Annotated in this window: 15 protein-coding genes; 5 read left to right on the top strand and 10 right to left on the bottom strand. The window is 64.1% G+C overall.

Translation table 11 applies throughout. The features are described from left to right. Position 1 precedes the first annotated feature (1 nt). Both BVH06_RS20290 and BVH06_RS20285 read right to left on the bottom strand, forming a co-directional pair. Positions 2-931, bottom strand: coding sequence for a transporter (locus BVH06_RS20290; protein WP_075935288.1), 930 nt, complete (start codon positions 929-931; stop codon positions 2-4). 59 nt (positions 932-990) lie between these two features. Further along, on the bottom strand, positions 991-1,995 hold the full coding sequence (locus BVH06_RS20285) for a helix-turn-helix domain-containing protein (protein ID WP_075935287.1): 1,005 nt from the start codon (positions 1,993-1,995) through the stop codon (positions 991-993). A gap of 264 nt (positions 1,996-2,259) precedes the next feature. On the opposite strand from BVH06_RS20285, the gene BVH06_RS20280 reads away from it, so the two are divergent. Beyond that, the gene (locus BVH06_RS20280; protein ID WP_075931666.1) at positions 2,260-3,441 is read left to right on the top strand and encodes an MFS transporter; all 1,182 of its coding nucleotides are present in this window, start codon (positions 2,260-2,262) and stop codon (positions 3,439-3,441) included. Positions 3,442-3,454: 13 nt separating this feature from the next. On the opposite strand, the gene BVH06_RS20275 is transcribed toward BVH06_RS20280, so the two are convergent. Continuing rightward, the gene (locus tag BVH06_RS20275) at positions 3,455-4,795 is read right to left on the bottom strand and encodes a sensor histidine kinase KdpD (protein WP_075935286.1); all 1,341 of its coding nucleotides are present in this window, start codon (positions 4,793-4,795) and stop codon (positions 3,455-3,457) included. Continuing rightward, on the bottom strand, positions 4,792-5,466 hold the full coding sequence (locus BVH06_RS20270; RefSeq protein ID WP_075931668.1) for a response regulator transcription factor: 675 nt from the start codon (positions 5,464-5,466) through the stop codon (positions 4,792-4,794). Before BVH06_RS20270 ends, BVH06_RS20275 begins: the two co-directional genes overlap by 4 nt. Positions 5,467-5,657: 191 nt before the next feature. Between BVH06_RS20270 and BVH06_RS20265 the strand changes: the two genes are divergently transcribed. Together BVH06_RS20265 and BVH06_RS20260 are read left to right on the top strand one after the other, a co-directional pair. After that, the gene (locus BVH06_RS20265) at positions 5,658-6,188 is read left to right on the top strand and encodes an SDR family NAD(P)-dependent oxidoreductase (RefSeq protein WP_075935285.1); all 531 of its coding nucleotides are present in this window, start codon (positions 5,658-5,660) and stop codon (positions 6,186-6,188) included. A 101-nt stretch (positions 6,189-6,289) separates the two neighbouring features. Further along, positions 6,290-6,997: a tRNA (adenine(22)-N(1))-methyltransferase TrmK gene (locus BVH06_RS20260; protein WP_075935284.1), complete on the top strand. Its 708-nt coding sequence runs from the start codon at positions 6,290-6,292 to the stop codon at positions 6,995-6,997. Positions 6,998-7,021: 24 nt separating this feature from the next. Here the strand turns inward: BVH06_RS20260 and BVH06_RS20255 are convergent, their stop codons facing one another. Genes BVH06_RS20255 through BVH06_RS20240 form a run of 4 tightly spaced genes read right to left on the bottom strand, consistent with a single transcriptional unit; the run spans position 7,022 to position 11,707 of the window. Beyond that, positions 7,022-8,419, bottom strand: coding sequence for an ABC transporter ATP-binding protein (locus BVH06_RS20255; protein WP_075935283.1), 1,398 nt, complete (start codon positions 8,417-8,419; stop codon positions 7,022-7,024). Continuing rightward, positions 8,416-9,237, bottom strand: a complete 822-nt coding sequence (locus BVH06_RS20250; protein WP_075931672.1) for an ABC transporter permease — start codon at positions 9,235-9,237, stop codon at positions 8,416-8,418. Before BVH06_RS20250 ends, BVH06_RS20255 begins: the two co-directional genes overlap by 4 nt. After that, the gene (locus BVH06_RS20245; RefSeq protein ID WP_075935282.1) at positions 9,234-10,169 is read right to left on the bottom strand and encodes an ABC transporter permease; all 936 of its coding nucleotides are present in this window, start codon (positions 10,167-10,169) and stop codon (positions 9,234-9,236) included. The genes BVH06_RS20250 and BVH06_RS20245 overlap by 4 nt, the downstream gene beginning before the upstream one ends. Continuing rightward, on the bottom strand, positions 10,166-11,707 hold the full coding sequence (locus tag BVH06_RS20240; protein WP_075935281.1) for an ABC transporter substrate-binding protein: 1,542 nt from the start codon (positions 11,705-11,707) through the stop codon (positions 10,166-10,168). Before BVH06_RS20240 ends, BVH06_RS20245 begins: the two co-directional genes overlap by 4 nt. Before the next feature lie 354 nt (positions 11,708-12,061). Between BVH06_RS20240 and BVH06_RS20235 the strand changes: the two genes are divergently transcribed. Next, positions 12,062-13,204, top strand: coding sequence for an acyltransferase family protein (locus BVH06_RS20235; protein WP_256575220.1), 1,143 nt, complete (start codon positions 12,062-12,064; stop codon positions 13,202-13,204). A 171-nt stretch (positions 13,205-13,375) separates the two neighbouring features. Here BVH06_RS20235 and BVH06_RS20230 read toward each other — a convergent pair whose 3' ends face one another. Continuing rightward, a complete protein-coding gene (locus BVH06_RS20230) occupies positions 13,376-14,464 on the bottom strand; it encodes an anhydro-N-acetylmuramic acid kinase (RefSeq protein ID WP_075935280.1) in 1,089 nt (362 codons plus the stop codon). A gap of 4 nt (positions 14,465-14,468) precedes the next feature. Further along, positions 14,469-15,884 carry a peptidoglycan DD-metalloendopeptidase family protein gene (locus BVH06_RS20225; protein WP_075935279.1) on the bottom strand — a complete coding sequence of 472 codons (1,416 nt, stop codon included), beginning with the start codon at positions 15,882-15,884 and terminating at the stop codon, positions 14,469-14,471. Between the two features lie 212 nt (positions 15,885-16,096). On the opposite strand from BVH06_RS20225, the gene tyrS reads away from it, so the two are divergent. After that, positions 16,097-17,296 (top strand): tyrosine--tRNA ligase, encoded by a 1,200-nt coding sequence (gene tyrS / locus BVH06_RS20220; protein ID WP_075931677.1) that lies wholly within the window; start codon positions 16,097-16,099, stop codon positions 17,294-17,296. Positions 17,297-17,736: the final 440 nt, after the last annotated feature.

Below are 17,736 nucleotides of genomic sequence, written 5' to 3'. Positions count from 1 at the left end.
CTCAGAAGCTGTACGCGACGCGCAGCGCGACGTTGTAGCCTTCGCTGCGGTTCTCGGCGCCGAACTCCTTGTAGGCGTGCAGCCACACCGGCGGCAGACCGGGTTTGAAGAAGCTCACGGCCGGGCCGACGGCGATGACACGGGCGCGGTTGCCGCTCTGCAGGTTGGGCGCGTCGTCATCGCTGATCTGCTGGTAGTAGTAACCGCCCAGGCCGACGGTCCAGGGGCCGACGTGCTGGCCCACGGCGAGCTCGTGACGGTACTCGGTGCCGCTGCGGTAGTCGGTGGCGTGGTTGCGGCTGTTGATGTCCAACTGCTGGCTGGACGACACCTCGAAGCCGCCGTCGCTGATCCAGGTGGCGTTGAGCGCCGGCGAGACGGTCCAGTGATTGAGGCCGGGGGAGATCAGCCGGTTCTTGTCGTAATCGCCGGTCGGCGCCTGGATCTGCAGGCTGGTGTTGACGAACAGGTTGCGCGAGATATCCCACTGCAGGATCAGTGGGGTGATCTGCGTGTCGGCCTGGCGGAACACTTCCTTCTCGAAGCGCAGTGGGCCGAACGGGGTATCGACCTTGAGGCGAGCGTCCATCTGGAAGAACGGCTGGACGATGGCGAAACCGTAGCGGGCGCCGAACAGCTGCAGGTCGGTCATGCGGATGTAGGCCACGCCAAGCGACAGCACGTCCAGCGAGAAGGCGTTGTTGACCTTCCTGCCGTCGCCATCCTTCAACTGGTTGGTGGAGTAGTAGGCCGCGCGCATGCCCAGGGTGCCGAACGGCGTGGGCGGCGGCGTCATGCCGGCACCGAAGTCGTTGAGCCCGGCGGGCGTGGTAGGTGCCCCGTTTTCCGTCGCCTGGGCCTGGCTGCCGAGCAGCAGGGTGGCGCCGAGAAGGGCGGATAGATGAACGAGTGACGCACGGCGAACCGTCATGGCTGACCCCTTTTTTTATTGTGTGGGAGGTCAGCCTAGGGCGGCTTCAGCGCCTGCCGTTATCCGTTTTCAGCACAGTATTGGCGAGCCTGACGCAAGGTATCCGACGGCTTGCAGCCGAACAGCTGGCGGTAGTCGCTGGCGAAGCGGCTCAGGTGCCAGAAGCCCCAGTTGGCGGCGATGCTCTGTACCGAATCGGTCTCGCTGGCGTGGCGTAACTGGCGGTGCACCGCGTTGAGGCGGATGGTTCGCAGGTAGGCGATCGGGTTGATGCCCAGCGCTTCCTGAAAGCAGTACTGCAGCTTACGGCGGCTGGCGCCTATCTGGTTGCACAGCTCGAGAATGTTGATCGGCCGGTCCGGGTGAGCCAGGGCGTAATCCCGGGCGCGGTCGACCATGCGCCGGCGCGCGCTGATCGACAGCGAGTGGTCGTCTTCGCTGTCGATCAGCTCCAGCAGATGCATGATCACCGCATCGCGGATGGCGCCGCGGATCGTAGCGTGGTCGAGCAGTGTGGCGCCGGGCGCCTGCTGGTCGAGCACGCTGCCGAACAGGCTGATCAATTGCTGCTGGTCTGCTTGGCCGAGCAACTGGTAACAGCGTGACAGGCGCGTCAGGTCGAGTTCGCGCTGCTGCTGGTGCAGCGTGCGTTGCAGCGACTGCTCGTCGATGGCGATGCACACCGCATCCAGATCGCCATGCACGCGCAGTTCCGGCAGATGGGCGCCATGGCCGATCAGCAGGCTTGGTGCGTGAATCGAATGGCCCCCGCAATGCACGTGCGGGTCGGCGCAGCGCATCGGCATGGCGAAGACAATCGCGCCGGACCAGGTGGCCGCCTGCTTGAGCATCGCCTGGTTGGCGCGGTCGCGGATCAGCTGCATGCCGTCGAGCTGCACCTCGAGTATCTCGCCGCTGAAGCGCCCGGCGCTCAGCTGGTCGTAACGCAGCTGCCAGCCGGACAGCTGCGCGTGTTCCTCGACGTCGTGGGAGCGCCGGTAGCGGATCGCCGAAGGCGAGGGGCAAAGGGGCGAATTGGGCGTGGGAGCGAGAGAACTGTGCATTTTCGAAACCTCTACTGCGCTTCGATGCGGTGCTCTCACAATAAGGCAATTTCCGTTCCGTAAAACTACTTAATGATTAATAAGATTAACTTGTGCCGAAATGGGATAGCCGATTGCGTTGGGCCTGAAGGCTGAGCAGGCGTTAAGCAGGTGTCTAGATCGCACCATTGCCGCTGGGCATGACCGTTATGCACCGCGTTCATTTGACCCTGGCGGCTTGAGTGCATAGGGTGGCGACCCGTTTTCCCAGACTCAAGGTCGCCCATGTCCGCTCGTCCCAAACTGCCGTTCACCATCTACCTGCTGGGTGCGACGATCTTCTCGCTGGTCACGGCCGAATTCATGGTCGCCGGCATGATGCCGGCCCTGGCCGAGGCGTTTTCGGTGAGCCTGGGTGAGGTCGGCAACCTGATTGCCTTCTACGCGCTGGGCATGGCCCTGGGTGGCCCACCGGTGACCATGCTGTTGTTGTCGCGCGGCATCGGCAGCAAGCAGGCGCTGGTCGGCTTGCTGGCGGTGTACGTGCTGGCCGGTGCGCTCGCCGCGGCGGCGACCAGCTATCCGGTACTGGCGGTTGCACGGATCATCATGGGCGTGTCCAGTGCGGCCTGCATCGGTCTGTGCATGACCCTGTGTGCGGCGATGGTCTCCAATCAGGAACGCGGTCGCGCGGTATCGGTGGTGCTCGCCGGCCTGATGCTCTCGCCGGTGGCCGGCGTGCCGCTGACCGCCTGGATCGAGCAGCATCACGGCTGGCGCGCCAGCTCCTGGGCGGTGGTCGGCCTGGCGCTGGTCTGTACGCTGCTCGCCGCCATGCGCCTGCCCAAGGGCGAGGCTGGTGGCGAAGCTCGCCTTGGCGAACAGATCAGGACTCTGCGCACCCGCCGCCTGTGGGGCGCGTACCTGACCAGCGGGCTGATCATTGGCGCGACTTTCGCGGCCTTCAGCTACTGCACGCCGATCCTTATTCAGGAAGTTGGCCTGGCGCCCGGCCAGGTCGCGCCGATGCTGGCGCTCTACGGCGTGGCCAACCTGATTGGCAACATGGTGGTCGGCCGTTTCGCCGACAGCCATACTTTCACCGCGCTAGGCCTGGGGCTGGTAGTGCTGGTGCTGGCCATGAGCGGCTTCGCCGTGGCCGGAGACAACCTTTGGCTCAACCTGACCTGCTTCATCGCCATCGGCCTGACCGGCGTGGCGCTCAACCCGGCAATGGTCGCGCGGGTGATGAAGGCCGCCGAGCCCGGCGCCCTGGTCAACACCCTGCACACGTCGGTGATCACCGCCGGGCTGGCGTTCGGCAGTTGGGCCGGTGGCGCGGCCATCGAGGCCGGCTACGGACTGCGCGCGCCGCTGTGGGTCGGCGCCGGCATCGCGCTGCTGGGGCTGCTCAGCGTGATTCGTCCGCTGGCCAGCCGCCGTGTAGCCGCCAGCCCTTGCGCCTGATTGCCGCGCTCGCTTAAGCGGGAGCCAGCGGCAGCTGCACCCTGAATATGGCGCCGCCGCCGGTGGCGTCCTCGACCGTGATACGCCCACCGTGGGCCCGCACGATTTCCTGCACCAGATGCAGGCCGAGGCCGTGGCCTGGCTGTTCGGTCTTGCCGCGATAGAACGGCTGGAAGATCTGCTCTCGATCCTCCCGCGGTACACCCGGGCCCTGATCCGCCACCGCCATGCTGCCGTTCGTGCCGACCTGCAGGCTGATGCTGCCTACGCCGGCGCCGTGCACCAGAGCGTTCTGCAGAAGGTTGGTGATCACCCGGCTCAGGGCGCTGGGTTGGCCCATCACCCATACCGGATGTTCGGGTGCCTCCAGCACCAGGTCGTCACAGCGGGTCAGGGCCACGGGGGCGATATCGGAAATCACTTCGCGGCTCAGCGCGACCAGATCCACTAACTCGAACTCCACCTTTGGCGACTGCAGCCGTTGCAGGTCGAGCAACTGCTCGGCCACGGTGGCCAGGCGTGCCAGGTCGATCTGCAACATGGGTTTGATGGGGTGTGCCGGCATGCCGTCCAGGCGTGCCATCAACACGGCGATCGGCATGCGAAGCTCATGGGCGGCGTCACGCAGGAAACGGTCACGGGCGTGATAGGCCTTGCTGGATCGCTCCATGGCCGCGTTGAAGGCACTGACCAGCGGGCGAATCTCTCGCGGCACCGAGTCCTCGGGCAGGTGCGCATCGTGCTGCGAGATATCCAGCGCCGCAGCGCGGCTGGCCAACCGGCGCACGCCGCGCATGGCGCGCAGCACCACGATGGGCGTGGCCAGCAGGGTGAAGAGCAGCAGCGGCGTCAGGAAGTAGGGGCTGAGCAGCCCGGTGGCCTGGACGATCAGGCTGGTGAAGCTCAGGTCCGCCACGCCGCCGACCATGATGTGCACCCGTTGCCCCTGGATTTCCTTGACCTCGATGCGCATGGTCAGATGACGGTGTTCCGGCAGCGCGCGTATCTGTGAGATGCCCAGTACCGAAACGTAATTCGCCAGTTCGCGGTATTCGCCCGGCACACTGCCAAGTTCTTCACGGCGCCCGTTACCGTCGCCGATTACCACCCATAGGCCAGGGTTAGTGGCTTGCAACTCGCGCAACGGCTCGTTGGGCTCGAATACCAGGCCTTGGGGCGTGATGGCGATGGAGTCTTCCAGTACGTCGATCACCGCGTCATCCATGAAGGTGAATTGGTCGTCGATGATGTGATACAGGGTGCCGGCGATCGCCGTCACCAGCACGACCACCTGCATGATGCACAGCGACCACAGCAGGCGCCCGATCAGCGATGGATTGTGGGCGGCTTTCATCGGCTTTCCTTGAGCAGGTAGCCGACGCCGCGGATCACCGCGATCTCCACGCCGGCCTCGGCGTCCTTGAGCGCCCGGCGCAGCCGCGACACGTGGGCGTCCAGGGCGTTGGACTGGATCTCGTCCGCCAGGCCATACACCGCCTCGTGGAGGTTCTCGCGCAGTACGGTGCGACCCTGGCGGTAGATCAGCGCCTCGAGAATCAACAGCTGGCGCCGTGGCAACGGCAGCGCCTGGCCATCGACGATGGCCTCGCGGGCGCTGAAATCGAACGACAGCGCGCCAAGGGTCGCGGTGGGCAGAACCATGGTGGCCGGGCGCCGGGCAATCGCCCGCACCCGGGCCAGCAACTCGTCGACCGCCACCGGCTTGACCAGGTAATCGTCGGCGCCACCATCTAAGCCGTCGACCCGCTCGGCGATCTCGCCGCGGGCGGTGAGCAGCACGATGGGCAGCGCCGGGCAGAGCCGCCTGGCGGTAGCGATGAAACCCACGCCATCGCCATCGGGCAGGCCGCGGTCGAGAATCAACAGGTCATGCACGTTAAGCCGCAGGGTCGCGCCTGCCGCTGCCAGCGAGTGCACGCAATCCACCAGCAAACCGTGCCGGCCCAGCGCCTCTTGCAGGGCTTGGGCCATGGGCAGGTCATCTTCGACGAGAAGGATTCGCAAGGTGCATTACCGCGCGGTTTATCGGAGCTGCACATAGTAGCGGAGCCGGCAAAAACGCGACGCAATGTTCAGGCAATGTTACCGGGTGACCATCGCCTGCAACGGCCGACGGGGCCGTCAAGGCAAGGTGGCCGCCGCCCACGAGGCGATGCCGGAGCACCTGTGCACGCAACTTTCGGGCGGGTTGAGGCATGAATCGAACTTTCGTGGTCTTCGGGGCGCAGAACAGCGTGGGCGCGCTGGCCGCCCGTCAATACGGTAACCAGGGCTATGACGTGGTGCTGGTGACCAATCATGCGCACTGCGTGCAGGCGCTGACCTGCGTGCTGGAGAGCGAAGGCATCGCCACCCGCACTTTTACCGGCGACCTGTCCCACCCTGAGCAAGTTCGGGCGGTCATTCGCTCCATTCGCAGCAGCGTCGGGCCCATCGACGCCATGTACTACGGCCTGGACTCCAGCAATGGCCCCGATCACGCCGCCGAGGCTGCCGAACTGGGTTGTCTGAGCCTGGCCGCGGTGGTCAGCGAACTGCTGCCCGACATGCGCTCGCGCAAGGCCGGCGCCATCCTGCTTGACCAAGGCACCGCAGACCTGACATGCGCCCACGGCGCCAATGCCCGGCTGTGCCTGCAATGCCTGCAGGAAGCGCGGGCCTGCGAGGGCGTGCAGGTGGGCACGCTCAGCGTCGGTGGCCTGATCGGCGGGCGGCGCGCCAGCTGAGCCGCGGCGCTCCTGCACTGCCTCTGCCCGGTTGCTTCGCCAGCCATTGCTCGACAGAATCGCTCGCCGGCCCGGAAAGGTGCTGATTGACGAGGCAGCCGTTGACCCCACGAAAATTGTCCGCACGCCTGGAGCGCGTCGCCGCCCAGGTGCCCGCCGGAGCACGGCTTGCCGATATCGGCACCGACCACGGCTACCTGCTCGTCGCCCTGATGAATCGCGGTGCGATCAGCACGGCGGTCGCCGGCGAGGTGGCGCTCATACCGTTGCGCGCTGTCGAGCGCAGCGTGCGCGAACACGAGCTGGGGGATCGCATCGCCGTGCGCCTGGCCGACGGGTTGGCGGCCATCGAGCCAACTGACTGCATCACTGCCATCAGCTTCTGTGGCATGGGCGGCGAGACCATCCGCGACATTCTCGCGCGGGACAAGGCGCGGCTCGGCGGCAACGAGCTATTGATCCTGCAACCCAACGGCGGTGAGCAGCCGCTGCGCCAGTGGCTGATGGACAACGACTACCGCATCGCCCATGAAGAGCTGCTGCAGGAGAATCGTTTCTTCTACGAAATCATCGTCGCCGAGCCCGGTAAGCCGACGCGCTATACCGAACAGGAACTGTATTTCGGCCCGCTGCTCTTGCAGGCACGCGATTTGGTGTTCGAGGCCAAGTGGCAGCGTCTGCTGCGCCTCAAGCTGCAGACCCTGGCCGGCCTGGCCCGCGCCAGCCAGGACGTACCCGATGAAAAGCTGGAGCAGCAGATACGCTGGATCACCGAGCTGCTTGCCTCGAAAACTCCTGCACAGACCTGAAGTGCTCGTGCAGAACCAGGCCGGTCAGTGTCCCAGGCGAATGCGTTGATCCGCTACCGCCTCGATCAGCGCTTCGTCGTGGCTGACCAGCAGCACCGCGGTGCGGCGTTCCCTGGCGGTTTCCACCAGCAGTTCGATCATCTCCTGCTGGGTAATCAGGTCGAGGCGCGAGCTGGGTTCGTCGGCGAAGATGAACACCGGGTCGAGCAGCAGCACGCGCAGCAGGGAAAAACGCTGCAGCTCGCCGCCGGAAACGTTGCCGGGCAAGCGGTCGAGCAGGCCTCGGTCGAGGCGCAGGCGTTGCAGCAGCCCGTCGATACGGCTGGCATCGAGGCGATGCAGCTTGATCAGATCGGCCAGGCAGCGGCCCAGGGTGATCGTTGGCGCGAAGGCCGCCACCGGGTCCTGGTAAAGCTTCTGGAAGGCCACGCGCGGCGCCTCGCGGCACTTGGTCACGGTGCCGCTGCGCGCCTGCATCAGGCCGAGAATGACGTCGCCCAGGGTCGACTTGCCACAGCCCGAGGGGCCGGTCACGCCGACCACTTCGCCCGGGCGCGCTTCGAACGACAAGCCCTCGAACAGCACGCGTTCGCCACGCTCCACGGCCAGGTCACGTACCTGCACCACCGGCTCGCCGCCCGGCCTTGACGGGGCATGGCGCGGCCAGCGCGCCGGATCGGCATTCAGCAGGCGGCGGGTGTATTCGTGGCGCGGTGCGTCGAGTACCTGCTCGGCGCTGCCGCTTTCGATGACGCGGCCCTTGAGCATGATCATCACCTCGCCACCGAGCCGGCGCGCCACCTCGATGTCGTGGGTGATGATCAGCAGCGCGCCGCCCTCGGCGATGCCGGCCTGCAGCAGGCCGATCACTTCGCCGATACGCGCGCTGTCGAGACCCTTGGTGGGCTCGTCGGCGATCATCACCTTGGCGCCCCCAGCGTGGGTGGCGGCGAAGGCCAGGCGCTGTGCCATGCCGCCGGAGAGCTGAAAGGGAAACTTCGCCTCGGCCTGTTCGATGCCCAGCTGCGTCAGGTCCTGACGGCTTTGTTGACGGGATTCTTGAGCGCTTTTGCCGACCACGTAGCGGTAGGTTTCCGCGACCTGGTCGAGGGCGCGCATGGTGGGGTCCAAGCTCAGCCAGGGTTCCTGGGGAAGTACGGCCAGTTCGCGGCCCCAGGCGGCGTGGCGACCGCTGGCCTGGCCGGGTTCGCGCAGGTCGCCAGCCAGTTCGATCTCGCCGTGGGCGGCGAGGCCCGGTGGCAGGTTGCCGACGATGCCCTGGGCGAACAGGCTCTTGCCTGAGCCGGTTTCGCCGATGATGGTCAGTACTTTGCCGGGCCACAGGTCGACGGACAGCGGCTCGACCAGTTGTGCGGTGGCGGTGCGGATTTCCAGGGCGCGGGTGCTCAGCAGTGGTTTCATGGCTTGCGCCCCCCGGCAATCAGCAGCAGTGACAGAACGATGAGAAAGATCACGGTGATCGGCAGGGCGATCACCGCTGGTGCTTCGGCGAAGTACGGCAGTAGCTCGGTGATCATCAGGCCCAGCTCGGCGGTCGGCGGCTTGACGCCGACGCTGACGAAGCCCAGGGCGGCGATGGCCATGATCGCCGCGGCCGCGCCAAAGGCGGCGATGGTCATCAGCAGCGGAGCCAGTTCCGGCAGCAGGTGACGACGGATGATGTACAGCGGGCCGAAGCCGAGCAGCTGTGAGGCGGCCACGGCCGGCGAGGCCAGCACCGTACGCGCCAGGGCACGGGTCATGCGGAAATATTCGATCCACAGCACCAGCGCCACCGCGCCGTACAGGGCGAGGAACGAGCCGGGATAGATGGCCACGATCAGCAGAACCAACAGCAGGCCGGGCAGGGCCAGGAACATCTCGGCCAGCAGCCCAAGACCCTTGTCGACCCATCCGCCCTTCCATGCCGCCAGGATGCCCAGCAGCACGCCGGGAATGGCCGCAGTAGCGACGCTGACCAGCGCCAGGCCCAGCGACAGGCGCACGGCAGCGGCCAGGCGCGCGAGCATGTCGCGGCCCAGGTGATCGGTGCCCAGCGGGTGGGCGCTGCTGACGCCGGCGAGAATCGCGCTGTAGTCCTGCTTGGCGATGTCCACGCCCCAGAACAGTGGTATGCAGACGGCGAAGGCGACCAGTGCCGCAAGCAGGGCGAGGCCGATGTAACGGACGGTCGCGCGTGGTGCGGGCGCCGCCTCGGCGATGGCGATTTCCAGGCTCATGCGGTTCTCCGGCGCGGGTCGATCAGGTGGTTGAGCAGGTCCACGGCGGTATTGAGCAGCACGAACATCAGCCCCATGGCCAACGCGGTACCCTGCACCATGGGCACGTCGCGCTGGACGATGGCGTGAACCAGGCCATGGCCGATGCCCGGCCAGGCGAACAGGGTCTCGACCACCACCACGCCTTCAATCAGGTACACCAGCTGTACGCCGAGATAGGTCACCACCGGCACGCCGATATTGCGCAGGCCGTGGCGCAGGAATACCTGGGTGCCGCTGAGGCCCTTGAGGCGCCCGAAGGCGAAGTAGGCGGACGATGCCACCGCCACGGTGGCGTCCCTTGCGACCCGGGAGGAGACGGCCGCGAGCCCCAGCGCCAGGGTCAGCGTCGGCAGGATGGTGTGGGTGAAGCTGCCATGGCCGGCGGACGGCAGCACCATCAGCCACACCGAGAAGATCAGCACCAGAATCACTCCGAGCACGAAGTGAGGGATGGCGCGAGTGACCGTGCTGAGCAGCAGCAGGCCGCGATCCAGCATGCCACCCGGACGCAAGCCGGCGATCACCCCGATCGGCGGGCCAATCAGAAAGGACAGCAGGACGGCGCCGACCGCCAAGCGCACGGAGCTGCCCAGTTCGTGGGCGACCATGTCCAGCACCGGCCGGCCGGTAACCAGCGAGTTGCCCAGATCGAGGGTCAGCAAGTCGCCGATCCACGCGGTGAAGCGCCACAGTACTGGTTGGTCCAGGCCCAGTTCGGCGCGCACCGCTTCAGCGGCGGCGCTGTTGACCATGTCGTACCCGTAGCGCCCGGCGGCGATGCGGTAGGCGGCATCACCGGGCAGCAGGCTCATCAGCAGAAAGGTCAGCGAGCCGATCAGCACGGCGACCATCACCGCCTGCAGCAGGCGAAAGCCCAGCAGGCGGATCATGGGCGCCACCGCATGCTGCTCAGGCCGAAGGTGCGCTCGAACGGATCGATAGCGGCGCCTTCGATCTGCTTGGACACGGCGATGGACTGGCGATACCAGGCGATCGGAATCAACGGCAGATCGGTCTGCACACGCTTCATCAGCTCGTTGCGCAACTGCTGTTGCTCGACCGGATCATTGCTGGCCAGCAGTTTGCTCAGGGTCTGGTCGAACTGCGGGTTGTTCCAGCCCAGCGGGCCCCACTCGGCACCACCGTTGCCGAAGTCGGCCATCAGGGTCAGCAGTGGGTCGGGCACCAGGGCGTAGTTGCGGCCGTACAGGGCCAGTTGCAGGGTGCCGTCGTTATGGGCGGCGGGAACCGCGCTGGCGTTGCCCACAGCAACCTCCACATCCACGCCCACCTCGCGCAGTTGCGCCTGCAGGGCGGTGGCGATCAGCGGCAGTTCCGGGCGGTCGGAGTAGGTGAGCAGCTTGAGTTGCAGGCGCTGGCCGTCCTTTTCCAGGATGCCGTCGGCGCCGGGTGCCCAACCCTGTGCCTTGAGCAACTCGCGGGCCGCCTGCGGGTCGTACTTGAGCGGTGGCAGGCTGGCGTCGTGCCAGGCCGGCACGCTGTCGGCGAACATTTGCGTAGCGCCGGTGCCCGGTGCGCGCAGCACGGCGGCGGTGATGCCTTCGCGGTTGATCGCCAGGCTCAGGGCCCGGCGCACCTCGACCGGCGCGGTGGCACCGCTGCCGGCATTCGCCGCCAGCACCAGCACGCGCGGCACCGGGCCCATCAGCACCTGCACGTTGGGGTTGCGCTGCAGGCGCGCGATGCTCGGCGGGTCGAGCTGGAATACCAGTTCGGCGCCGCCGCTCTCGGCCATCAGCGAACGGGTTTCGCCGCGACCGGCGCCGAGGTAAGTGGTCTTCTCGATGCTCGGTTTGGTTCCCCAGTAACCGTCGAAGCGTTCTGCGGCGAGGCGCTGCGGCGGCTGCAGCAGGGTCAGCTGATACGGGCCGGTGGCGATGATCTGCTTGACGTTGTCGTCTGCGTCATAGGCCGCGCTGGCCAGAATGTTGGTGGACGAATGAGCCAGCAGCGCCGCCAGCGGTTTGAAGGGCTTGTTCAGGGCGATCACCACGTCATTGCCATTGGCGCTGATCGCGGTGATCGGCGCGTCGCGCAACATGCCGGGCTTCTTGCGCGCCGCCTCCAGGGCATGGGCGGCAACGGCGGCGGTGAGGTCGCTGCCGTCGTGGAACTTCACGCCCTGGCGGATCGACAGCGTCCACTGCTTGCCATCGTCCGACACGCTCCAGCGTTCGGCCAGTGCCGGCAGCGGCTGGCCCTTGGCGTCGGCTTCGAGCAGGGTTTCGGTAATCTGCATGCGCTGGAAGATGAACCCGGAAATCGCCGGATCCAGCCCGCCGATCTCGAACGGTGCGACCACGTCGAACACGCGATCATCGGCGGTGACATGGCCGGCTGTCAGTGTCAGCCAGGTGGCGAGGGCACCTGCGAGCAGGGAGAGGCGAGGGCGTTTGCTGAGCAGCATGGGCAGATCCTTGGCAAGTCGGTCGACAGGCAGGGGCCAGCGCCGCACCGCCCAGTGGCAAAAAAGGGCGGACAATATAGTAATGTTATGTTGTATCGTCCAGCGCCAGGTTATTCGTAACCGCCGCTGCTGGTGTGTACAGGCGGGAATCTCGGGCGCTCCTTGTGCTGGGGAAATGATGTAGCTGCTAAGCCAGGTGAAGGAGGGCGCGCTTATCGAAATCGAATCCGTCCCTACCGCAAGGCCGCCAATGAACTAGTCGAAGCTCCACGGGCTCAGATGATCGATTCGTCGGCATTCGTTCCCCATCTGTGTGGAAACGCTGTCTCGCTTAGCTAGTACAGAGGACTCAGCATGACCAAGACCACGCCCGAAAAGGATCTGCGCATAGAGACCATTCGCGGACTGGCGCTGTTTCTGATGGTAGCGGGCCATGTCATCGGCAGTTCATCCGACCTGGGCATGAAGGTGCCGGACGACTCCGTGCTGCGCTATCTTTACGATTCACTCGTCTACATCCGCATGCCGCTATTCACCGCCATCTCGGGCTACGTCTATGCGCTGCGTCCGGTGAACACCGGCAGTGACCTCTCGCGCTTCTACCAAGGCAAGTTCAAACGCGTCGGCATACCGCTGCTGACGGTCTCGACGCTGTTCTTCGCTTTGCAGATGATCGTGCCCAACACCAACGACAAACCGCAACTGAGCGAGATCTTCAGCATCTACTTCTTCAGTTACGCGCACTTCTGGTTTCTGCAGGCGATCTTCTGCATCTTCATAGTGATCGCGTTGCTGGAAAAAGCAGGTCTGCTGCTGAGCCTGCGTAATTACGGCCTGGTTTTCGTGGTGGTGCTGGCTGCGTCCTTTGCATCGGAAGGTTGCCCGAATCTGTTCAGTCTCGACAGGGCAGTAGAGCTGTTTCCGTTCTTCCTGCTGGGCCTGGGGCTCTATCGTTTCAGCGAGCAGCTGATCACCCGCAGCAGCGTCATCACCATGGCCGCGGCGCTGGTGATCCTGGTGGGTATCGACCAGGCCTATCTGTTCGCGCTGATCGACCTCGACGACATTGATCTAGCCGTGGTGGGTACCGCCCTGGGCCTGGCTGCCATCAGCCTGCTGATCGCCCGGCGTTTCTATTTCCTGCCATTGGCCTGGCTGGGCTATTTCTCGTTCGAGATCTACCTGTTCCACGTCTTCGGCACCGCAGGGGCGCGCATCGTGCTGAACAAGCTGCAGGTGGAGGAGCAGTGGCTGGTCTTTACCGTCAGTATGCTGCTGGGCCTTCTCCTGCCGGTGGCGTTCAAGTTGGTACTGGAACGGATCGGCCCGCTGCATATTCTCAGCGTGGCGTTTTTTGGCACCAGGACGCGGGTCAACCGCGCGACCGCGCCGCTACAGAAGAAATTCGACGCACAGGATGGCGGTAGCCGGCACCACGGCCTTGAAGGTGCTCGCAAACACGAAGATCACGCCTCGAGGGTAAATGCCCGAGGCTGACACCGAGCGCAGCCTTCAGGCATTGAGGTATTTGGGGTGCCGCCGCAGCAATTTGAAGCGTTGCATCCTGCGTTTGCCGCTGAGCACCCGCCCGCCCATGTTTCAGGGTTCAAAGGCCTGCGCAAACAAAACGCCGCGCAAGTGCACGGCGTTTCATTTGAGCGCATAGGCTCAGGCCGGGTAGATGGCGCCGAGTACTCGCAGGCCTTTGGCGCCGGTGACTTCCGGCCTGTTGGCGGGGATGCCGTTCAGGCAGCAGTGGGCCAACCAGGCGAACGCCATGGCCTCGACCCAGTCGGCGGGCACGCTATGGTCGTCGGTGCTGCTCACCTCGGCAGCAGGCAACAGTGCCTGCAAGCGTGCCAGCAGCTCCTTGTTATGAGCACCGCCGCCGCACACCAGTAGCTGGCTGCACGTTGGCTGCGCGTTACGCAACGAGCTGGCGATGCTGGTGGCCGTCAGTTCCAGCAGGGTGGCCTGCACGTCTACTGGTTGATAGGCAGGCTGCTGTTCCAGGTGGCGCGTCAGCCAGGGCAGGTTGAACAGCTCGCGCCCGGTGCTTTTCGGCCCGGTCGCCTGGAAGAACGGATCCGCCAGCAACGCGGTCAGCAGCTCGGGCTGCACCGTACCGCTGGCAGCCCATGCGCCGTCCTTGTCGTAGGCCTGGCCGCGATGATGGTGAATCCAGGCGTCCATCAGCACGTTGCCCGGCCCACAGTCGAAGCCCTTGGCGGGCTTTCCCTCTTCCAGCAGGCTGAGGTTGCTGAAGCCACCCACGTTGAGAATTGCCCGAGCGGAGCCGGGGCTGGCGAAAAGCGCCTCGTGAAAAGCCGGCACCAGGGGGGCGCCCTGGCCGCCAGCGGCTACGTCGCGGCGCCGGAAGTCGGCCACTACGGTTATGCCGGTCAGTTCTGCCAGCAGGGCAGGGTTGCCGATCTGGATGGTGAAGCCCCGGGCCGGTTCGTGGCGCACGGTCTGGCCGTGGCTGCCAATGGCGCGAATGGCGGTGGGTTGCAGGTTCTGCTGGCGCAGCAGGCCGTCGATGCCATCGGCAACCAGCCGCGCCCACGCTTGCTCGGCAAGAGCGGCCCTGGCGAGTTCATCCGCACCCGGGCTGCACAAATCGAGCAGTTGCTGGCGAAGCGAGTCGGGGAGGGCTTGATAATGGTGGGCGAGCAACCGAGTGCGCTCGCCTTGCTCGACAAGGGCGATGTCCAGCCCGTCGAGACTGGTACCGGACATCACCCCGAGATAGAGCATGGGATCAGCGCTTGTTGAGGGCGAGCATGGTGGCTTTTTCCTGATCCATACGGGCCATGAGCGGCTTGCTCATCTGCAGGAAGCGTTGCTTCTCCTGGCGGGCGATCGGATCGGACATCGGCAGCTTCTGGCTCAGCGGATCGACGTGAGTGCCGTTGACCTGGAACTCGTAGTGCAAGTGCGGCCCTGTCGACAGACCGGTGGTGCCGATATAGCCGATGATCTGGCCCTGCTTCACGCTGCCGCCCGTGCGAACGCCTTTGGCGAAACCCTGCATGTGCGCATAGAGCGTGCGGTAGCGGCTGCCATGCTGCAGGACCACGGTGTTGCCATAGCCACCTTTGCGGCCGGCCAGGATGACCTTGCCATCACCGGCAGCCTTGATCGGCGTACCGCGTGGTGCGGCATAGTCGACGCCCTTGTGAGCGCGGATCTTGTTGAGGATCGGGTGCTTGCGGCCGTTCGAGAAGCGCGAGCTGATGCGCGCGAAATCTACCGGCGTACGAATGAACGCCTTGCGCATGCTGTTGCCATCGGCGTCGTAGTAGCTGACGTTGCCCTGCTTGTCGGTATAGCGAACAGCGGTAAAGGTCTTGCCACGGTTGGTGAAACGTGCGGACAGAATGTTGCCGGTGCCGACCGATTTATCGCCAACCTTCTTGTTCTGATAGATGACCTCGAACTCGTCGCCTTCACGTATATCCATGGCGAAGTCGATGTCGTAACCGAAGATGTTGGCCAAGTCCATGGTCAGGTTGTGGGACAGGCCGGCGCGCTTGGCCGCCACGAACAGCGAGCTGTTGATCACCCCATGGGCGTAGGATTCATGTACGTCCGGCTTGACCAGCTCACGCTTGAAGTCATAGCCGCTGTCGGTCTTGCTCAAGCTGACGCTTTCCAGGTCGCTGAGCTGGCTGTGCAGGCTTTCCAGCTGGCCGTCTTCGCTCAGCTGGAACTGCAGTTCCTGGCCGACCTTGAGGCGTGTCAGCTGCTTGGCCTCTTTGCTGCTGTTGATCACTTCATGCAGGGTGTTGGGGCTCAGGCCCACTTTGCTGAACACCGTGGAAAGCGTGTCGCCATTTTCTACAGCGACCGTCTTGCTACGCGGATCTTCAGGCGGCTGCTCGGCGATCTCCGGCTCTGCGTCGAGCTCGGCATTCTGCGAATCATCGCTACCTTCTATCTGCGCGAACGGCGAGTCGACGTCTTCCTGGGCTTCGGCGCCTGCCTGATTACTGGGCAGGTTCTGCTGGATCTGCTCGGAGCCGTTGTCCATGTCCAGATTGAGAAACGTCTTCTTTGCTTCTACTTCGCGGGAGGGAAACACCAACAGCGCAAGGCTTAGGAGGGCGGCGACGCCGCTGGCTGCGATGATGTGTGTCTTGGGGTAGAGCGGCGGCGCTTTAGTTGTAGAGGTCATAAGGGCTGCTTTTTGATGAAGTGAAAAGATGAAGAGGAAAAAGAAGAAACTGATGAATATGCAGTAACTGTATAAAATATAACCAAATCTACCTCGAGGCAACCCCGCAGGTGATGGCCGGCACCTGCAGCGGGCATTGCAGGGCAAAACTTGTCATTTGTTGGCGATCTTGTATGGTTGGAGCCCTTTTGAATCTGGTGGCTGTGAGTCCTATGAAGTCGGTTGAAGAGCAGCTCGCGCTGATCAAGCGCGGTGCGGAAGAAGTTCTTGTTGAAGCTGAGCTGATCGAGAAGCTCAAGCGCGGTGAGCCGCTGCGTATCAAGGCCGGCTTCGACCCGACTGCACCGGACCTGCACCTGGGCCACACCGTGCTTATTAATAAGCTGCGCCAGTTCCAGGAGTTGGGGCATCAGGTGATCTTCCTGATCGGCGACTTCACCGGCATGATCGGCGATCCCAGCGGCAAGAGCGCAACGCGCCCGCCGCTGACCCGTGAGCAGGTATTGGAGAACGCCGAGACCTACAAGGCTCAGGTATTCAAGATCCTCGACCCGGCCAAGACCGAGGTTGCCTTCAACTCCACCTGGATCAACGAGCTGACGCCGGCCGACTTCATTCGCCTGGCCTCTCAGTACACCGTGGCGCGCATGCTCGAGCGCGATGACTTCGACAAGCGCTACACCGGCAACCAGCCGATCGCCATTCACGAGTTCCTTTACCCGCTCGTGCAGGGCTATGACTCGGTGGCGCTGCGCGCCGATGTCGAGCTCGGCGGTACCGATCAGAAATTCAACCTGCTGATGGGACGCGAACTGCAGCGCGCCTATGGGCAGTCGTCCCAGTGTGTCGTCACCATGCCGCTGCTCGAAGGGCTGGATGGCGTGAAGAAGATGTCCAAGTCCCTGGGTAACTACATCGGCATCCAGGAAGCACCGGGCGTCATGTACAACAAGCTGGTGTCCATGCCGGATGCGCTGATGTGGCGTTACTTCGAATTGCTCAGCTTCCGCACCATGGATGAGATCGAGCAGTTCAAGAAGGACGTGGAAGCCGGCGCGAACCCGCGTGATATCAAGATCAAGCTGGCCGAAGAAATCGTCGCGCGTTTCCATGGCGAAGAGGCGGCGGCTACAGCCCACCGTTCTGCCGGTAACCGGATGAAGGATGGCGAGCTGCCTGAAGATCTGCCAGAGGTCGAGCTGGCAGCTGGCGATGATATGCCGATTGCCGCGCTACTTAATAAAGCAGGCCTGGTGAAGAACGCAGCGGTCGCGCGTGATCTTCTTGGCTCAGGCGGTGTGCGTGTGGATGGTCAGGTGGTCGATCGCAGCTTCGTGTTCAAGCTGGGCGCTACCCACGTCTGCCAGGCCGGCAAGAAGGCTTTCGCGCGGGTTACGCTGAAAACTGAATAAAAGCGTAAATTAAGGGTTGACCTGATTTCGTGGGGGCCTATAATGCGCACCACTTCCGGCGCAGCCTGATCTGAAAACTCCTTGTAGATCAACGAGTTAGACGAAAATAAAGGTTGCACGGACGGCGAATTCGAGTAGAATGCGCCGGCATCGACAGGGTGGTTTGAGTGGTTCTGTTGATGGTTCGGTCAGGTTGATCGAAGGCGGTAAAAGAGGGTGTTGACAGCGGTTTGTAACGCTGTAGAATGCGCCTCCCGCTGGAGAGAAGATGGTCTGGTCGGGCGCTGCAAGGTGTTGAGAAGAAAGAAAAAATTCTTCAAAAACAGCTTGACAGCAAATGAGGGTGCTGTAAGATGCGCGCCTCGGTTGAGACGAAAGCCTCAGCCAAACGTTCTTTAACAACTGAATCAAGCAATTCGTGTGGGTGCTTGTGAGTTAAG

Source organism: Pseudomonas sp. PA27(2017), from assembly GCF_001945445.1.
GTDB lineage: Bacteria > Pseudomonadota > Gammaproteobacteria > Pseudomonadales > Pseudomonadaceae > Aquipseudomonas.
Note: the sequence above shows the minus strand (reverse complement) of the source record. Positions and strands in the feature narration are given on the sequence as shown.